The organism is Corynebacterium nasorum, from assembly GCF_030229765.1.
GTDB lineage: Bacteria > Actinomycetota > Actinomycetes > Mycobacteriales > Mycobacteriaceae > Corynebacterium > Corynebacterium kefirresidentii.
This window is the reverse complement of record NZ_JASPGY010000001.1, coordinates 88,769-106,213: the sequence shown is the minus strand read 5'-3', so window position 1 is coordinate 106,213 and position 17,445 is coordinate 88,769. Positions and strand designations below refer to the sequence as shown.

Sequence of the window (17,445 nt, the reverse complement as noted above, 5' to 3'; positions counted from 1 at the left end):
GGGAGCAGGACTGTTCAGACGGGATTAAGACAGATCCGCCTGACCGCCACGGATAGATTGCTCTACTAAGTCAAGGACTTTTTCCAGCTCTGCGGTTTCGCCCAAGGCGAGCCGGTTGATGAACCCATCCATAAACACCTCTAGATAGATAGCCAAGGTGTCGATATTAACATCATCGCGCAGGCGGCCCTTGTCCGCATTGGACGCCAAGCGTGCGCGCACGGCCTCGCCACGAACCGACTGGTTTTCCTTCCACCTAGCGGCGAAGGAAGGATCAGTGCGGAGGAGGGAAGTGATTTCCAAGCGAGTGGCTAGCCAATCGTGACGCTCAGGATGCTGGAGCATCTCACGCATAACCTCAACCAAGCCATTGTGGGCTACGACCTCGGCCTGACGGGCGGCATCTTCTTGCGCCAATGCAAGAAAGAGAGACTCTTTGTCACCGAAGTGGTGAAAGATTGCGCCGCGGGACTTGCCCGTTGCCTGTTCTAGTAGACGAACTGTAGCTCCCTCGTACCCGTGCTCTGCAAAACACCGGCGAGCGCCTACGAGAATGTCGTGCCGACGGCGGCTGAGTTCAGATTCGCTGACGATTGGCATAGTAGGCAACTCTCCTTAATGGGGAACGTCTAAAGAATAATAAATCAGTAATTTTGAATAAGAATAAAATCTATGCGACGAAACGCGGGGCCGCAGCGCCCTCTACTGGGGAGGGCGGTGCAACCCCGCGTTATCGACCGAACCTAGGCCCTTAGCCCCTTCAGGGGCTTAAGGATTGTGCGAAAAGCGCCTAGCTCTTGACCATCTGGCGCAGGACGTACTGCAGGATGCCGCCGTGGCGGAAGTAGTCAGCCTCACCCGGGGTGTCAATGCGGACGTCAGCGTCAAACTCGACGGTGTCGCCGGACTCCTTGGTGGCGGTGACGTGGACGGTCTTCGGGATGGAGCCTTCATTGAAGGCGGTGATGCCCTCAATATCGAAGGTTTCAGTGCCATTCAGCCCCAAGGACTCGTGGGACTCGCCCTGTGGGAACTGCAGTGGGATAACGCCCATGCCGATCAGGTTGGAACGGTGGATGCGCTCGAAGGACTCAGTGATTACAGCCTTTACGCCAAGCAGGTTGGTGCCCTTTGCAGCCCAGTCACGGGAGGAACCAGTGCCGTACTCCTTACCAGCGATGACTACCAGTGGAATGCCGGCTTCCTTGTAGTTCTGGCAAGCATCGAAGATGAAGGCCTGTGGGCCGCCTTCCTGGGTAAAGTCACGGGTGTAGCCACCAGTGACATCGACCAGCTGGTTAGCCAGGCGAATATTCGCAAAGGTACCGCGCATCATGACCTCGTGGTTACCACGGCGAGAGCCCAGGGAGTTGTAGTCCTTGCGTGCAACGCCGTTTTCATCAAGGTACTGCGCAGCCGGGGTGCCCGGCTTAATAGCGGAAGCAGGGGAGATGTGGTCGGTGGTGACGGAGTCACCCAGCTTCGCAAGAACGCGAGCGCCCTTGATGTCCTCAACCGGGTTTGGCTCGGTAGGCATGCCATCGAAGTAAGGAGCCTTGCGGATGTAGGTGGAATCCTCATCCCACTTGAAGGTCTCACCTTCCGGCACGTCCAAGTTGCGCCAAGCCTCGTCGCCCTTAAAGACGTCGGCGTAGTCAGCCTCGTACATCTCGCGGGAGATAGCGGACTGAATGGTGTCCTCAATCTCCTGCGGGGATGGCCAGATGTCCTTCAGGTAGACATTGTTGCCTTCCATATCCTGACCCAGTGGCTGTGCATCAAAGTCAAAGTCCATGGTGCCGGCAATGGCGTAGGCGATGACCATGATTGGGGAGGCCAAGTAGTTCATCTTGACGTCTGGGGAGATACGACCCTCGAAGTTGCGGTTACCGGAAAGAACCGCGGTGGCAGCTAGGTCATTCTCATTGATGGCTGCAGATACCTCATCCGGCAATGGGCCGGAGTTACCGATACAGGTGGTGCAACCGAAGCCGGAGAGGTAGAAGCCCATTGCCTCGAGGTCCTTCCAGAGGTCTGCACGCTGGAAGTAACCATCAACAACCTGGGAACCAGGGGCACAGATGGTCTTAACCCACGGCTTGGACTGGAGGCCCTTTTCTGCTGCCTTGCGGGCAATAAGACCTGCGCCCACCATCACGGATGGGTTGGAGGTGTTCGTGCAGGAGGTGATGGAGGCGATAGCGACCATGCCGTGGTCCAAGGTGAACTCGCCACCATTCTGGGACTCAACGGTAATCGGGTTGGAGTGACGGCCCTTTGCACCAATAGCGGAGGACTCGCCGTGGCCCTCGCGGGCCTTATTCAAACCGCCGGTGACGTCCTCCAATTCCGGAGCGCCGCCTTCTGCGGACATGCGCTTTGCCTCAACAGAGGTTTCATCGACGCAAACCTCGTCGGTGGTGTAGTTAGCCAAATCCTTGCGGAACTGCTCCTTGGCCTCGGTCAGCAGGATACGGTCCTGCGGGCGCTTTGGACCAGCAATGGAAGGAACAACGGTGGACAGGTCCAGCTCGAGGTACTCGGAGTACTTTGCCTCCGGGGCATCCTCTTCCAGCCACATTCCCTGCGCCTTGGCGTATGCTTCAACGCGGTCGATCTGCTCCTGTGGGCGGCCGGTGAGCTCGAGGTACTTGGTGGTCTCCTCATCAATTGGGAAGATCGCCGCGGTGGAACCGAACTCAGGGGACATGTTGCCGATGGTGGCGCGGTTAGCCAGCGGAACGGACTTGACGCCGTTGCCGTAGAACTCTACGAACTTCTGGACAACGCCGTGCTCGCGCAGCATCTCAGTGATGGTAAGTACAACGTCGGTTGCGGTAACACCGGTTGGAATCTCGCCGGTCAGCTTGAAGCCAACGACCTTCGGGATGAGCATGGATACCGGCTGGCCGAGCATCGCAGCCTCTGCCTCGATGCCGCCGACGCCCCAGCCAAGAATACCTAGGCCGTTTTCCATGGTGGTGTGGGAGTCGGTACCGATACAGGTATCAGGGTAAGCAAGGCCCTCGTTGTCGAATACAACGCGGGACAGGTACTCGATATTTACCTGGTGGACGATGCCGGTTCCTGGAGGTACAACGCGGAAGTTGGAGAAGTTCTCAGCACCCCAGCGAAGGAACTGGTAGCGCTCTTCGTTGCGCTGGTACTCAATTTCGACGTTCTTTTCCAGTGCATCGGTGGAGCCAAAGGCCTCAACGATGACGGAGTGGTCAATAACCATCTCGGCTGGGTTGAGCGGGTTGACCTGATCCGGGGTACCACCCAAGGCAGAGACCGCCTCACGCATGGTGGCAAGGTCAACAACGCAAGGAACGCCGGTGAAGTCCTGCATGAGCACGCGTGCTGGGGTGAACTGGATTTCGGTGTCTGGCTCCGCTTCCGGGTCCCAGTTTGCGAGGGCGTTGATGTGGTCCTTGGTTACGTTCTTGCCGTCCTCATTGCGCAGCAGGTTCTCTGCTAGCACCTTGAGGGAGTAAGGCAACTTCTCCAAGCCGGAGACGGTGTTGATGTCAAAGTAGTCATAAGACTTGCCGTTGACGTCAAGGGTCTTCTTGGCCTCGAAGGAGTTCAAGCTTTCAGTCACAGGGAGCTCCATTCCTTGTTGATAAACAGTGTGTTCTGTTTGGTACTCGTCGTCTGTCGTTACCGCGGGGCGGTGCTCTGCGTCTTCGGTCACTAATGTGACAGGACGCGACCATGGGGCCCGCAGTGCTGAAGGCGACAAAGAACGCGATGGTTCACCTAGATATTGTAGAGGCTAAAACCTTCGGTCGCTGCCATTGTAACAGTACAAGCGTTCTGTTTCACCTTTTCGGGAAAACCGGCGAGTTGAGGAGTTGGGTCGCTTCTAGCTGCCCGTATCTTGGGGGAGAAGTAGTTTAGGGGCCCTATATATAAGGAAGGGATTCGCATGGTTCCCGCAGGGGTAGATATATCTGACTTGGCGAATCAGCTCAAAGAGGATGGGGTGGCCTATACGGCCGCGGCGCTTAGCCACAATGCCACACTCAATGCGGATGTGAGCAAGGGGTTGCGGGACGGCGACGGCGTGGCCGTAGTTGATGTAATCGATGTTCGGACCCCCGACGTCCGCGACATTGCCCAAGAGCTTCAAGATGCCACGGGGTTGAACACGGTCATTGTCCAGACCCCACAACATGTCTCTTCGGTTAGTGATACTTATAGTCGAGCCGATATTGAGTCAGTACAGGCGCAACTGCCGCCCGGGCTTGACCAGGTGGACCTTCTGACTAAGTACTACGGAGGACTAGACCAAATCAGCTTCCCGGTGGCAACAGTCGTGGGAGCGGTTGCTGTGATTGCTGTGCTTGTCTTGGTTAGCTCTTTTATGGTGGCAAGCCGACGCAAGTCTGAAGGGCTGTAAGCGGACCCCAGGGGTATGAAAGGCAGGGCGCCTCGACATTGAGCGCTGGATCCGAGATTCCAAGTAACGCCTCTTGAACAAGGTGGAGACTGTAGGAAAATAGGTTTGTTCGAAAAAGTTTTAGATAAGTAGCTGAAACTTTTGCGAACCGTTTTAGGAGGAAAGTAATTTACGTAAAGACCACCAGGGGGTGGGGTAGAGGTGCCGGGCGGCGATGAACAAGTTGCTGTCTCGTTTATCCGTAGGAGTGCTGAAGGCGTCTAAAATTGGGTGCCGAAGCAGGGCCCGTATCCGATGACAAAACGATTAGGGGTGTCGGTGAAAGGTACGGGAAGGGCAGGGGAGGGGCAAAGTAAACCCTTAGGGGTTGACTCGGGGTAGGGGAGTGGTCGGTTTGCTTCCATGCTGTCCACAGGGGCCGGTTTGAAGCGTGTGTCCATCCAGGTGCCGTGTGATTAAAATCACAATAACGGGATGGTAACAAAATCATTGCAGGTTAGGTGCTCATGTTGAGTCATGTGAATTAACTTGACTCACGTGAATTGCGGGAAAATTGTGCGAAGCGGGCGTGTCGTGACGTAAGGTTCGGATGTCGACTCAGGGGACATTTCTTGCTTCCTGGGTTCATGGGCTTAGCCTTGACTGTCACGAGAGAACTCGCACGGGTATGTGGGGAAGCACGCCTCGAGCGAATGATGGAACATCGAGTGGCCGTTCTTGGAAGTCAATGAACCGGGCTCCATCGAAAGAGGTTGGGGATGCAAGTTAAAAACTTGAGCGATTGCAATGTTCGAAAAAATTAAACATCAACCCACCTTCCGTTTATGAGGTGAGACGGGTTCATTAGAACTCCACCGTGTGGAACTTTTGGTGCGAATCTTTCGATAGGGCAGAGCGCGAAGCTCAGAGCCACGAAAGGGGTGCACGGATAGGTCCATAGGGTTTTGGGTCTAGGAACTCCTGTTCACTCCGCCAGGGCCAGCTTCGTGTGGCCTGTTCATGGTTTGTGGCTGCTTGCCCTCGACGGCTCAGGATTGTTAAGGGGCTAGACCTTTTAACAAAGTCAGCCGGCGCCGCGGCGAGTCATGCCAGAACCCGTAGAGCAGTTCTCACGGCGCTCAGTGCAATAGAACGTGATCGGGGCATGCGGAATCTTGGGTTGTAAAACGCATCCTGGAACGTATGTCGCAAATATCGCGAACGAGAATGTGGACTTCGCAGTCATGGGAATTTCTGCTGTGAACATGTGAACAAAGGATATGTGTAGACCTTTTGCGCCAGCCTGTTGATTTTGGGCGAGTAGGCTTTTAATCAATTCAGCCGGATCCAAAGGTGTCTGATTTTCGCTGTTGTGGGGAAACAGTAGCGATTTAAGGCAGTCGGCTGGAAAGCGATAATGGTCAGGTTTTCCAGTTACAGCACGAAAAGTCCCTGGACTGTTGGGTGGTCCATAGAAACAACACGCCCGGAGTGAAGTCTCAGCCAATTGAGGCAGTCCATAACCATTTACCCCTCTAGTGTCTACGGGCGCTTGAGAATAGCTTCGCGTACCTATCTTTATCGTCTCGAGGCGATTTTCTAGTTACCCCGGTTAGACATGCGATAACGCCTGCGTTTGTGCGAAATAGGCAGGCGGGGAGCCCGGGCATTCCTATGCCCGGAAGCGGTGATGGGCACTTCTTAAAGGAACTGTGTGGGTCCAATCTAGGAGTATTTCAGTGGCCACCATTCGCCTTCCGCGCATTCGACATGTTCGCGCTTTCCTTGCTGCGGTAGTAGGTACCGCAGCCGTATCAACTCTTTCTACCGTAGCGCCAGCAGGCGCCGATGATTCACCGGCGGACAATGCTGGTGTAATCCAAGCACACGACTCAGAGCGTGCGGCAATTGACCGCGCGGTTAACAACGCAGACTCTTTGCAGGGGGCTGTTGAGGCTTCGCGTGCAGAGCTAAGTCGAGCGGAAGCTGATGTCGCTGAAGCCGAGGATCGTATCGCTCGGATCCAGAGCCAAATGGAACAAGTTAGCGACGATCCAGGGGCGAATGAAGAGTACCTTGCTAGCCTGCAGGGCGAGTTGGATCAGGCAGACAAAGACAAGCGAGACGCCGAGAATCGTGTGGTGCAAGAGCGTCGAGAGTTAGCACAAGATGAGGCTCGACTGAACGCTACCCAACGGTTTGCGGAGGCAACTTTTGCTCGCCAGCAGGGAGCGGAATCCCAGGAGGCAAACGAAAGCGGTCTTCAGCTCTCTCAGCAGGACACGCTTGATACCGGCCTAAATCCAGTTAATGAGCTTGACAATCAAAAGGCTTCCGACGCCGCGACGGTCAACCCTGAAAACTTGACCGAAGAAATCAAGTCAGAAAACTTTACCGATGAGGTTGTTGGGGAGGGGGTCCCGCAGGTTTCTGCTGGCCCGAACGCGTCCAATAATTCGGAAGAGCGAGGCGCTATCAACCAGGGTGGTACCGCTCCGGAAGCTGAATTTGGAAACGCCCTCAATCAGGGTGCTACCCCGAGGTTTCAGAACGTCGACTTCGCAACTGGGTCCTCTGTAGATGATGCGCTCGGACTTGCGAATGATATCGCTGCTGCAGTTGATGAGGACGATGTGCGCACCCTCATGCAGGGCTCATCTGACTTGCTTGGATTGGGAAGCCCGAACACTGCACCCGCTGCTAGCGCTGATGCGCCTGAGGTGGACGAGGTGACGGAGTCTGACGATGCTATTGCGGGCGCAGATGCTGGGCGTGATGCTCAGATTGAGGCCGTCATTTCCCGTGCTGAATCTCAGGTTGGTGTGCCTTATGTTTGGGGCGGCGGCGATAACAATGGTCCTACCGGTGGGCTCCGAGATGGCGGAGTGGCTGACTCTTTCGGTGATTTCAACCAGTCGGGCTTCGATTGCTCTGGCCTCGTAAAGTACGCCTACGCGGCAGCTGGCCTGGACCTGCCTCACTACACTGGCGCACAGTACCAGCAGGGCAAGAAGGTTCCTCGCGACAACGCGAAGCGCGGTGACCTTATCTTCTACGGTCCTGGTGGCAACCAGCACGTAGCTATCTACCTAGGTGACGGCCAAATGATTGAGGCGCCACAGTCTGGTCAGACTGTTTCAGTAGTTCCAGTTCGCTGGGGTGGCGCTACTCCCGACGTCGTGCGCCTTCTCTAATCTCCAACTTTTGGTTGGTATTGTTTAGGGCATGACTGACGCACAACAGAATGCCCAAAACTTCGACGCCCTCCTCGTCCTTTCTTTCGGTGGCCCGGAAGGAAACGAGGAGGTCGTTCCGTTTTTGGAGAACGTTACCCGTGGTCGAGGCATTCCTCGCGAACGGCTTGAAGTAGTGGGTGAGCACTATTATCACTTCGGAGGCGTAAGTCCGCTCAATGCGCTCAACCGTGAAATTATCGAACATGTCCAAGGTGAGCTGAAAAAACGCGGACATAATCTACCGGTTTATTTCGGCAACCGGAATTGGCATCCCTTTGCCAACGAGACCGCAGAACAGATGTCTCGGGACGGTATCCGTAAAGTAGCTGTGTTTGCCACCTCCGCATGGGGTGGGTACTCCGCGTGCCGGCAATATGACGAAGATATTCAGCGCATGCGCGAACATCTCGCGCAGCAAGGCCTGCCGGAGATTGAATTTACGAAGATTCGTCAATTCTTTGATCATCCGAAATTTGTGGCCGAAATGGCCACTGCCGTAACGGAGGTCTGGGAACAAGTTTCAGCTGATAAGAAGCGGACTACCCGGCTTTTGTTCACCGCGCATTCTGTCCCGGTTGCGCACGATAACGTTGGCGGCGCGGAAGGCGATAAAAACCTCTACTCCCGCCAGGTGGCCGAGGCGGCGCGGTTGGTGGCGTTGCAGGCCGGTATTTCCGATTATGACCTTGTATGGCAGTCACGCTCAGGCAATCCACGCACTCCGTGGCTAGAGCCCGACATTGTTGATCACACCACTGAGATTCACCACAACGAAGGCGTCGACACGGTTGTGGTTTGCCCAATTGGTTTCATCTCCGACCATATGGAGGTTATTTGGGATCTCGATTCCGAGCTGCAGAAGGCGGCCGAGGATATGGGGGTCAGGGTCGTGCGTACCCGTACTGCAGGCCCGACCCCTCGGTTTGCAGAAATGGTGGTTGACCTTATAGAAGAGCTGGAGCATGGCCGCGAGAAGGAAACCAGCGGGCAGGTGACCGTGCAAGGGTGCACGCTCAATGGTGCGCCGTGTGCCGCGGGATGTTGCGATATTTGGTCTCTTTAACGCGCGAACTCCCCGAGTGCATAGGCAACGCCCGTCATGCGGGCCTGCCGGATGTGGCGCCACAAGCGGAGTAACTGCGGGTCAAGGCTGTGATCGTTGATGCGGTCGGTAACCGTTTCGATGATCGCGGCCACTCGGTCGGCGCGGGTGAAGAGTTTGGCTGCTCGGGCCGGCGTTGATTGGGGAAGGCCGGGGGTGTCATAAAAGTCGCTTAAAGTTCCCACGGTGAGGCGGGGGGTGGGCAGCGCTTCAGTGCTATACCCAGTTGCGGCGATAAGGTCAGCGGATTCATTGGTTGCTTGAGCAAGCAGTGCGTCGGCTTCCCCAGGGCTCAGCCAGGCGGGGGCGGGGAGCTGTTGCTTTTCGACGATCACCTGCCACGCGGTGTGGCTGTGGTGGATATGAGGTATGAGGACTAAGTTGCGCGTGGGATTATTGGTGCGAACTATGATTGCTCCGGCGGAACTTTGGATAGCTGCGTGATAGGACTCCGATCCTGCGGGTAGGGCAGGGGGCTCTCCCGGCCCGGAAAGCTCGAGGCGTACAACGGGTTCCGCGCGCTCACCGCGCTTCGCGGTAAGTTCAGCGGTCTCTGCGCGCAGCATCGCTAGCACATCGACGAACGGTGCTTCATCCACACTCTCCGGACGCCCGCCCAGTTCTTTAAGAGCATCTAGCAAATCATCGGTGGTTTCGTGTCCCCACAGCCACGAGCCCAGCCAGACAGCGGTGTTTTGTAAAGGTGACCATACTTCGGCGCGCATATCCATGACGAGCCAGTCTAATAGATAGACTAACGGGCCATGAGTTTTGATCCTTATGGCGGAGACATATTTGCTGGCCACTCGCGGTCGAAGCCGCGTCAATATCCTGAGGTGCCAGCTGAGCCCGGAATGGTAGTGGAAGTACGTGGTGACGACTTTGTGGGTGCTGTCATGGGGGTGGATAAGACCGTTTTCGGTGAGGTAGTTCGCCTTGAGGATCGCCACGGTGTGGAACGCGTTTTTAATTTGGTCAAAGGCGGGTTCCTAGTGGAGGGTAAGCCGGTTACGCTTACCCGGTACGTCGAAAAGCAGGCACCCCGCAAGTCCAACTCCGGTTCCCGCCGCGTAGAAAACGTGGAGGCTAAGGTCGCCGCGCCCTCGCGCATTTGGGTGGAAGGTGTCCACGACGCCGCTATTGTGGAAAAGGTGTGGGGCCACGACCTACGCGTGGAAGGCGTAGTGGTGGAATACCTTGAAGGCCTGGACAATTTGGAAGACCGCTTGGCGGAATTTCAGCCCGGACCCGGCCGCAGGGTAGGTGTGTTGGCTGACCACCTCGTTCAAGGTTCCAAGGAAACCCGGTTAACGGAAACCGTGGGAGAGCATGTCCTAGTCACTGGTCATCCATTCATCGATATTTGGGCAGCGGTGAAGCCGCAGCGCGTGGGATTGCGTGCATGGCCAGAAGTACCTTATGGCGAGGACTGGAAGACCGGAATGTGCAGGCGCGTGGGGTGGAGCGACCCTAAGGACGGTTGGCGTCATGTGTATAACGCCGTGCATTCTTTCCGTGACTTAGATTCCAGTCTGATTGGCGCGGTGGAGCGGCTCGTGGACTTCGTTACGACGCCCGAACTGAGCAAGTCTGATTTGCTCTAAGGCTGGGTAAGATTCGCGCGTTCAATCAGGTTGACGGCCAACTGCCATCCAGCCAACTCCGCGCTCCAGCCGGCCGCCTGGAGGCGCTGCGACATGGCTTGTTTAGAAATCCCTAGCTCTTCGGCGGCCTCATTTTGGTTCAGCCCAGCACGCACGAGTGAGGTAGCCTCGCGCCCCTCGATGGTGCGCTTGTGCAAAACATATCCCAGCAGGGCAAAGGTGGCCGCGATATCGCTTGCCTCGGAAGCGCGGCCACGCTTGTTGATCTTGGCGTAGACCTGGCCCATACGGGCGGACTTCCGCAACGCGGCGGTAGCTATTTGGCGTGCCCCCTCCTCATCTTCTTGGTTGCCGGGGCTTATACCGATGCCGATGGCCCAGTCGCCGTCGGCAAGCAAGGCCATGACGACGTCGCAGACGGCCGTTGCTGAATCAACTACGGCGCAAATATCTTCCACGCCAAGCACATGGAACTCTCCAACGCCAGAAAGAGTTGATAGGGCCGACGCAGAACGCTGGACCAACTCTGCACGACGCACGGAGCGGCCCCGGTAGCGGGCGTGGACAGCAAGCATGGAAAACCTCCCTTTAAGAACCTAATGCGGAATAGTCTACCGCTCGAACTTGACTTAAGGGCGAGTGGGAAGTCGCGAGTCCATATAAAGCCCTCCCGCTCCAATCGCAGCGAAAACCACCATAGCGAGGACGATGCCGGGTGAGGTATGTCCGGTGAGGGTATCGCCGAAGAACACGCCCAAAGCCGTAGTAGGAATAGAACCGACAAGGGTGGCCAAGGTGAAGTGGCTGAGCTTTACCGGAGTAAGGGCAGCAACGTAGTTTAGGAGGCTAAACGGGACGCCGGCTACCATCCGGAGGGAAGCGATGGCCAGCCACCCGCGCCGCTCGAGATGCGCGTTGATTGTGAACACTGCGGGATGGGTCAGGTGCGGGCGGATCCAGGCTCCGAGGAGCTTGCGAACGATAAGAAAGGACAACGCCGCTGATACCGTCAAGGCGCACAGGGAAAGCGCGAGTCCCTTCCACGGGCCAAATAATAGTCCTGCGGCTACCGTCCAGAAGGTTCGAGGAAAGGGAAACTGGGTAAATATGACATAACCTAGGGTGAAGATGAAGGGGAACCATGCGCCAAATCGGGTGGAGGCATCACGCAGGTGAGCCACATCCGGCAGGTCGTAGAAATAAAGCACGGCGAGGAGGGCGATTACTGCAGCGAGAACGGCTATCCACCGCTGCACGGTCCACCGCTGGATTGAGCGCCAAGCGGACCGAGTGAGCGAAAGCAGGAAGTGGCCGAAATTGCGCACCCAACTCAGAAATGTGGTCATGGGGAAATCGTAGTCCTTGAGGGAGTGCAGGATAGAAAAATCCGGCGGCTACCTCGTGGTAGCCGCCGGAAGTCTGTGCCCGAGGGGGGACTTGAACCCCCACGTCCGTTAATAGGACACTAGCACCTCAAGCTAGCGCGTCTGCCATTCCGCCACCCGGGCAGGGTGTTTGTCAGCCTCTCGGCTGGGCACTCCGATACTGTATCTTGCGTGGGGTGTGCTTTACAAATCGCCAGCGTAGGGCGCCGAAAAGTCCATGCGTGAAGGGCGGTGAAATACATGGGTGTAATCCTGCCTAAGCGTCGTACTGGGGTACGACTGTAGTGCGACCATGGCGTGCGGTTACACCACATCGACATCACCTTGTGAGGTGGGGTACAAATGGGTCTATGACTTCTTATGCAGATGACTCCCGCTTCCCTGGACCAGATCCCTACGCACCGCTGCGTGATGTTCCTTCCTTTGTTCTTTCTTCCACCGACGTGGTCGAAGGCGATGAGCTGCAAGAAAAGCTTCGCGCTCCGGAAAGCGTTTCCCCTCAACTTGCGTGGTCCGGTTTGCCTGAAGGCACTAAGTCCCTGGCTGTGACCTGTTTCGACCCGGATGCTCCCACCGCTTCTGGTTTCTGGCACTGGGCGGCCTTCAATATCCCCGTTGAGGTAAGCGAGTTGCCTACCAATGCTGGTGCTGCAGAAGACCTGGGCATTGACGGTGTTATTAGCTTGCGCAACGATTCGGGCGAGCGCACCTACTATGGCGCTAACCCGCCTGCAGGTCACGCACCTCACCGCTATCTGTACGCAGTCCATGCAGTAGACGTGGAGAAGCTCGATATCGACCCAGATGCAACCCCGACTGTGCTCGGTTTCAACCTGCATTTCCACGCGCTCGGCCGTTCCATTTTGTGGGGCTGGTACGAGGCAAAGTAACGGCAAGTAGCTCTAGTGCATCGCAGGCTAGCCCTTCGGCGACCCTGCGGGTCGGCGGCACCTTCATGGTGGTCGCATTCGTGCTGGCTCTCTTCGCGCTAATCTCTGTCTTTTCGGATGGCTGGGGAGCCGACTTCGCATGGACGTATTCGAAGGTGGCTATTGTTGCCGCCGCGTTCCTCGTCGGGGCCTTTAGTACCATGAGTAGAAGCCAGGCGGGAAGCCGCGCCCAGGTTGTGGCATTAGTGGTTGCGATCGTAGTCATTGCGGCGAGCCGCTTCTTACCCGGCGGGATTTTATTCACCCAAGCGCAGTTTTGGGTGGTGTTCTACGCCGGCTTCGCAGTCCTGTGCGCACTTATTCTCAGGCGCAGCGCTATGGCGCAAGCCTAGCCAGTACCGTGTTTAATCAATGAAAGTCCGCCCCCAGCTGCTTAGGGTAGAGCAGGTGGGGGCGGACTTTCTTGTTCAACCAAGAGTCTCTATAGGGATTAATCCACGGGTTTCCATGGCAGGCCAGAGCCAACCGCTTGGGAAATATTGCGCAAGCCGTGGGCGCGGATTTGGGCGGCAATGCCACGGTGGATATCGCGGATCCAATCTGGACCGCCATAGATGAGGCCGGTGTAGCCCTGCAACAAGGAAGCGCCGGAAGTGATGCGTTCCCACGCCTGCTCCGGCGTGGAGATGCCCCCGACGGAGATGAGGGTGAGCTGGCCGCCGACACGCTCATTGAGACGGCGCAGCACCTCCAGAGAGCGCTCGGCTACCGGGGGACCAGATACGCCACCGGCCCCCATTTCCGCTACCTCGGCAGGAGGGGTCTTGAGCCCCTCGCGGGAAATGGTGGTATTGGTCGCTACGATACCGTCGAGACCGAGTTCAAGGGCTAGGTCTGCCACTGCATCTACGTCGGAATCCGAAAGATCGGGAGCGATTTTGACCAACACTGGAACGGCGGTGCACTCTTGCACGGCAGAAAGAATGGGTCGCAGCGACTCCACTGCTTGTAGGTCGCGCAGGCCCGGGGTATTCGGCGAGGAAACGTTGACTACAAGGAAGTCAGCCAAGTCGCCCAATACGGAAGCAGAGCGGCGGTAATCTTCCACAGCGTGCTCGGCAGGGGTGACTTTAGTCTTGCCAATATTGATGCCAATAACATCGCTGTAGCGGCGCTTGCGGAGGTTTTCTGCAGCGGCCGCTGCGCCTTCATTGTTAAACCCCATGCGGTTCAAGATGGCCTTATCGGCCTTTAGGCGAAAAAGTCGCGGTGCAGGATTTCCCGGCTGTGCTTGGGCGGTGACGGTGCCCAACTCCGCGAAGCCGAAGCCAATCGGGGACCAGGTATCAGCAGCGGCGGCATTCTTATCAAACCCAGCGGCTAGTCCCAGTGGGCGGGGAAACTCTACGCCAAAGACCTCTTGGCGGAGCACCGGATCGTTGACCGGCAGCACCTTTGCCAAGGCCCGGTTGGCCGGACCAACCGCCTGGAGTCCACGCAGTGCGGTGTTGATAATTCCGTGGATGCGCTCCGGGCTAAGCTGAAACATGCCACGCAATGCCACTTGGTAGGCCTGCGCGCGCAGTCGATCGATAGTGCTGGTCATGGTGTTAAGACTCCTTCTTCAGGTGCGGGGTGTCCACGAACTGGAGGCCGTGGCCGGTGGCAGAGGCGGCGACGAAGGTGCCATTGTTAAGTACGGCAATGTTTTGTGCATCTGGCACGGTAGAGATATCTCCGCGCAGTTCCGGAACACCTTTATTTAACTCATAGGCATGAGCCTTGTTCGTATCCGTGGCGCTGACCCACGCCAGGTTGTGCTCCTTGTCCCAAGCTACGCCCCATGGGGTGCCATTGACGTTGCCGTATTGGTGCAGGCGAACGACATCATCGGAAGTGTAGATAGCCAAGCGTCCGCCCTCAGTATCGGAGGCAAGAACAACGCCATTGTCGCCCACCGCGATGCTTCCTACACCCTGGCCAACGCGCAGTCGACCGCCCGCGCGATCATTAGTCCAATCCACGTTTTGAATGGTGGAATCCTCGCGGTGAATGCGTACCACTCCATCGTCACCCGTGGAATTGGGCACGGCTAGTAGCTGGTCCGAGCCGGCTTCGACCTCGATGTCACCTTCGCGTTTGCCGTCTTTATAAATGCCAACGGTGCTGGAATCGGCTGAGGTAGCAAAGATCTCGCCGCTGGAAAGCTGGGTGGCAGCAGTAACAGGAGTCTCCTCCTCCATACGGACCTCCGCGGGAGAATCCGGGGAGGAGGGATCGATGAGCAGGACCTTTTCCGGGCAGGCCAGTACAAAGCCCGACGACGATGAACTTAGATCACCGCACTCCGCAGAAATGTCTAAAGCAGTTGCCTTATGGCCCGCAAACTCTTTCTGGCTGCCGATAAGGAGCTGGTCCTTAGTGCGCACCGCAAGCGAGTTATCGACAGCAGCAAGGTCTGTGATGTCTTCCTTAAGGTCTACGACGGTGCCCTCCGGGTCCGCCTTGACAGGGGAGGCCGCCGGGGTGGCATTGCCCTTGACCGCGGTTTCCGGATCGGCGCCCACGCCCACATCGGGCTGGCAGGCGGCCAGTGCGGTGGCGCTAAGCGCCAGCAAACTAGAAAAGATCAGTGCGGAGCCGGATTGAGATTTCACGACTCCTAATCCTAACAGCGCGCGTTATAAAAACCCGAAGCCTTGTTCCGCTGTAGTGTGAAGCGGGTGATTTCAAATACCGCAACAGACGCCGTCTCTTGGGCACAGGTCATTGTTTTGTCCATCGTGCAAGGTCTGACCGAGTTCCTTCCGGTTAGTTCCTCTGGTCACCTGCGCATTGTTTCCGAACTTTTTTGGGGCAAGGATGCTGGCGCATCTTTTACCGCAGTCATTCAGCTTGGCACCGAGCTAGCGGTGCTGGTTTATTTTGCTCCCATGATTTGGCAGATACTTACCGGTTGGTTCCGCGGCTGGACCGATAAATCCTCTCGTGGCCAGGACTGGCGCATGGGTTGGATGGTTATCGTTGGCTCTATTCCTATTGGAATCATCGGCTACGCCTTCGAAGATGCAATCCGCGGAGCCCTGCGCAACCTGTGGATCACCGCCGCCATGCTGATTGTTTTCTCTTTTGTATTTATCGCCGCAGAAAAGTTGGGGAAAAAAGAGCGTGGCTTTGAGCAGTTGACTATGAAAGACGCCATCGTGATGGGCCTGTGTCAGTGCCTGGCGCTCATGCCAGGTGTTTCTCGCTCCGGCGGCACCATCTCTGGTGGTCTGTTCTTAGGGCTGGACCGCGAGGTGGCCACGCGCTTTAGCTTTTTGCTCGCCATTCCAGCAGTCCTGGCTTCGGGGCTTTTCTCGCTTCCCGACGCCTTTTCTCCCGACGCCGGCCAATCCGCTACCGGCCTCCAGCTTCTGGTAGGCACTGGCATCGCCTTCGCCCTAGGCTACGCCTCCATTGCATGGTTGCTGAAGTTCGTGGGCAACCATTCCTTCTCGTGGTTTGCCGCTTACCGTATCCCAGTCGGTGTTCTCGTTATGATCCTATTGGCGCTGGGAGTCCTGCAGCCGTTGTAAAGCACACCGCGTTAGTATGGTGGCTATGCATTCTTGGCCTATACCTTCTTTCCGCCCTGTGCCCGGTGATGCGGCGCAGCTGCGCTTGTACGATTCCGCGAATCAAACCATCGCTCCCGTAGAGGTCGCAGGGGATACCGCCACCATGTACGTGTGTGGCATTACGCCCTATGACTCCACCCACCTGGGCCATGCCGCTACATACTTGACGTTTGACCTTATCTACCGCGCGTTCTTGGACGCCGGGAAGAAGGTTCACTACGTACAAAACATCACCGATGTAGATGATCCACTGTTTGAGCGCGCCGAACGCGATGGCGTGGACTGGCGCGAGCTTGGTACGTCTCAGATTGACCTTTTCCGTTCCGATATGGAGTTGCTCTCCGTCTTTCCGCCGCAAGACTATGTCGGCGCCATGGAGGCCGTCGATGAAATCGTGGAGATGGTCCAGAAGCTTCTTGACGCCGGTGCGGCCTACGTCGTAGATGATCCCGATTACCCTGACATCTACGCCTCCATCGACGCTACTGAGCAATTTGGATACGAGTCCAATTATTCTGCGGCAGAGATGCAGACCTTCTTTGCAGAACGCGGCGGCGATCCAGACCGCCCAGGAAAGAAGAACCCGCTTGATGCACTCATCTGGCGCGCTCACCGCGAGGGAGAGCCCGCTTGGGAGTCGCCCTTTGGTCCTGGCCGTCCGGGCTGGCATATTGAATGTTCCGCTATTGCCACCAATCGTTTAGGTTCGACCTTTGATATTCAAGGTGGCGGTAGTGACTTGAAGTTCCCACACCACGAATTTTCCGCCGCCCACGCCGAGGCGGCCCTGGGTGTGGACCGCATGGCAAAGTTTTATGTACACACAGGCATGATCGGCCTCGACGGGGTCAAGATGTCTAAGTCCTTGGGCAACCTTGTCTTCGTCCACAAGCTAGTAGGAGCAGGCGAGGAGCCCTCCGCTATCCGCTTGGGCGTCTTCGCTGGGCATTACCGCGATGAGCGGGATTGGTCGGATGAAGTGCTCGAAGAAGCAAAGCACCGGCTGTCCGCGTGGCGGGAAGCAGTGGCTACGCCAGGAAGCATGGCGGGGGCGCAAGGGGTCGTCGCCAAGCTGCGCGCGGCGATTGCCAATGACCTCGATACCCCTGCGGCGCTGGCTGCTGTGGATGAGTGGTCGCAGGCTGACCGTGGCACAGACGAAGAAGGAGCGGCAGATTTGGTTCGCACTGCCCTAAATTCACTCCTCGGCGTGCAGGTTTAGCC

The 17,445-nt window shown here is 57.0% G+C and carries 15 protein-coding genes and 1 tRNA gene; 8 read left to right on the top strand and 8 right to left on the bottom strand.

What is annotated here, in order from left to right:
• Positions 1 to 24: 24 nt before the first annotated feature.
• A complete protein-coding gene (locus QP904_RS00510) occupies positions 25 to 600 on the bottom strand; it encodes a TetR/AcrR family transcriptional regulator (RefSeq protein WP_023021526.1) in 576 nt (191 codons plus the stop codon).
• A gap of 190 nt (positions 601 to 790) precedes the next feature.
• Positions 791 to 3,604, bottom strand: coding sequence for an aconitate hydratase (gene can, locus QP904_RS00505; RefSeq protein WP_284835350.1), 2,814 nt, complete (start codon positions 3,602 to 3,604; stop codon positions 791 to 793).
• 327 nt (positions 3,605 to 3,931) lie between these two features.
• Between can and QP904_RS00500 the strand changes: the two genes are divergently transcribed.
• From QP904_RS00500 to QP904_RS00490, 3 genes are all read left to right on the top strand, one after another.
• The gene (locus tag QP904_RS00500; protein WP_023021529.1) at positions 3,932 to 4,405 is read left to right on the top strand and encodes an Rv1476 family membrane protein; all 474 of its coding nucleotides are present in this window, start codon (positions 3,932 to 3,934) and stop codon (positions 4,403 to 4,405) included.
• Positions 4,406 to 6,123: 1,718 nt separating this feature from the next.
• Complete coding sequence (locus QP904_RS00495) at positions 6,124 to 7,578, top strand: NlpC/P60 family protein (protein ID WP_239208367.1); 1,455 nt, start codon at positions 6,124 to 6,126, stop codon at positions 7,576 to 7,578.
• A gap of 31 nt (positions 7,579 to 7,609) precedes the next feature.
• The gene (locus QP904_RS00490; protein ID WP_023021531.1) at positions 7,610 to 8,683 is read left to right on the top strand and encodes a ferrochelatase; all 1,074 of its coding nucleotides are present in this window, start codon (positions 7,610 to 7,612) and stop codon (positions 8,681 to 8,683) included.
• On the opposite strand, the gene QP904_RS00485 is transcribed toward QP904_RS00490, so the two are convergent.
• Positions 8,680 to 9,453 (bottom strand): Rv1486c family protein, encoded by a 774-nt coding sequence (locus tag QP904_RS00485; RefSeq protein WP_284835349.1) that lies wholly within the window; start codon positions 9,451 to 9,453, stop codon positions 8,680 to 8,682. The genes QP904_RS00490 and QP904_RS00485 overlap by 4 nt on opposite strands.
• A 33-nt stretch (positions 9,454 to 9,486) precedes the next feature.
• Here QP904_RS00485 and QP904_RS00480 point away from each other — a divergent pair, with 33 nt between their 5' ends.
• Positions 9,487 to 10,326, top strand: coding sequence for a DUF3097 domain-containing protein (locus QP904_RS00480; protein WP_239208364.1), 840 nt, complete (start codon positions 9,487 to 9,489; stop codon positions 10,324 to 10,326).
• Here QP904_RS00480 and QP904_RS00475 read toward each other — a convergent pair.
• The 3 genes from QP904_RS00475 to QP904_RS00465 all read right to left on the bottom strand — a co-directional run bounded on the left by QP904_RS00475 (position 10,323) and on the right by QP904_RS00465 (position 11,834).
• Positions 10,323 to 10,901, bottom strand: a complete 579-nt coding sequence (locus QP904_RS00475; RefSeq protein ID WP_023021534.1) for a hypothetical protein — start codon at positions 10,899 to 10,901, stop codon at positions 10,323 to 10,325. The two genes, QP904_RS00480 and QP904_RS00475, sit on opposite strands and share 4 nt — an antisense overlap.
• 54 nt (positions 10,902 to 10,955) lie before the next feature.
• Positions 10,956 to 11,672 (bottom strand): TVP38/TMEM64 family protein, encoded by a 717-nt coding sequence (locus QP904_RS00470; protein ID WP_259824548.1) that lies wholly within the window; start codon positions 11,670 to 11,672, stop codon positions 10,956 to 10,958.
• 76 nt (positions 11,673 to 11,748) lie between these two features.
• Positions 11,749 to 11,834, bottom strand: a tRNA-Leu gene (locus QP904_RS00465).
• Between the two features lie 227 nt (positions 11,835 to 12,061).
• On the opposite strand from QP904_RS00465, the gene QP904_RS00460 reads away from it, so the two are divergent.
• A complete protein-coding gene (locus tag QP904_RS00460) occupies positions 12,062 to 12,601 on the top strand; it encodes a YbhB/YbcL family Raf kinase inhibitor-like protein (protein ID WP_049378151.1) in 540 nt (179 codons plus the stop codon).
• Between the two features lie 65 nt (positions 12,602 to 12,666).
• Positions 12,667 to 12,993, top strand: coding sequence for a hypothetical protein (locus tag QP904_RS00455; protein ID WP_023021537.1), 327 nt, complete (start codon positions 12,667 to 12,669; stop codon positions 12,991 to 12,993).
• A 98-nt stretch (positions 12,994 to 13,091) separates the two neighbouring features.
• On the opposite strand, the gene QP904_RS00450 is transcribed toward QP904_RS00455, so the two are convergent.
• Entirely contained in the window at positions 13,092 to 14,207 is a 1,116-nt protein-coding gene (locus QP904_RS00450) for a quinone-dependent dihydroorotate dehydrogenase (RefSeq protein WP_049378150.1), read from the bottom strand.
• Positions 14,208 to 14,211: 4 nt separating this feature from the next.
• Positions 14,212 to 15,258, bottom strand: coding sequence for a YncE family protein (locus QP904_RS00445; protein WP_259824546.1), 1,047 nt, complete (start codon positions 15,256 to 15,258; stop codon positions 14,212 to 14,214).
• Between the two features lie 66 nt (positions 15,259 to 15,324).
• Between QP904_RS00445 and QP904_RS00440 the strand changes: the two genes are divergently transcribed.
• The gene (locus QP904_RS00440) at positions 15,325 to 16,179 is read left to right on the top strand and encodes an undecaprenyl-diphosphate phosphatase (RefSeq protein ID WP_284835348.1); all 855 of its coding nucleotides are present in this window, start codon (positions 15,325 to 15,327) and stop codon (positions 16,177 to 16,179) included.
• 25 nt (positions 16,180 to 16,204) lie between these two features.
• The gene (gene mshC, locus QP904_RS00435) at positions 16,205 to 17,443 is read left to right on the top strand and encodes a cysteine--1-D-myo-inosityl 2-amino-2-deoxy-alpha-D-glucopyranoside ligase (RefSeq protein WP_284835347.1); all 1,239 of its coding nucleotides are present in this window, start codon (positions 16,205 to 16,207) and stop codon (positions 17,441 to 17,443) included.
• The last annotated feature ends 2 nt before the right edge of the window (positions 17,444 to 17,445 follow it).

Coding starts and splice junctions, on each gene's coding strand:
- QP904_RS00510 (WP_023021526.1), bottom strand. CDS start 600: ATGCCAATCGTCAGCGAATCTGAACTCAGCCGCCGTCGGCACGACATT.
- QP904_RS00500 (WP_023021529.1), top strand. CDS start 3,932: ATGGTTCCCGCAGGGGTAGATATATCTGACTTGGCGAATCAGCTCAAA.
- QP904_RS00490 (WP_023021531.1), top strand. CDS start 7,610: ATGACTGACGCACAACAGAATGCCCAAAACTTCGACGCCCTCCTCGTC.
- QP904_RS00485 (WP_284835349.1), bottom strand. CDS start 9,453: ATGGATATGCGCGCCGAAGTATGGTCACCTTTACAAAACACCGCTGTC.
- QP904_RS00480 (WP_239208364.1), top strand. CDS start 9,487: ATGAGTTTTGATCCTTATGGCGGAGACATATTTGCTGGCCACTCGCGG.
- QP904_RS00475 (WP_023021534.1), bottom strand. CDS start 10,901: ATGCTTGCTGTCCACGCCCGCTACCGGGGCCGCTCCGTGCGTCGTGCA.
- QP904_RS00470 (WP_259824548.1), bottom strand. CDS start 11,672: ATGACCACATTTCTGAGTTGGGTGCGCAATTTCGGCCACTTCCTGCTT.
- QP904_RS00460 (WP_049378151.1), top strand. CDS start 12,062: ATGACTTCTTATGCAGATGACTCCCGCTTCCCTGGACCAGATCCCTAC.
- QP904_RS00455 (WP_023021537.1), top strand. CDS start 12,667: ATGGTGGTCGCATTCGTGCTGGCTCTCTTCGCGCTAATCTCTGTCTTT.
- QP904_RS00450 (WP_049378150.1), bottom strand. CDS start 14,207: ATGACCAGCACTATCGATCGACTGCGCGCGCAGGCCTACCAAGTGGCA.
- mshC (WP_284835347.1), top strand. CDS start 16,205: ATGCATTCTTGGCCTATACCTTCTTTCCGCCCTGTGCCCGGTGATGCG.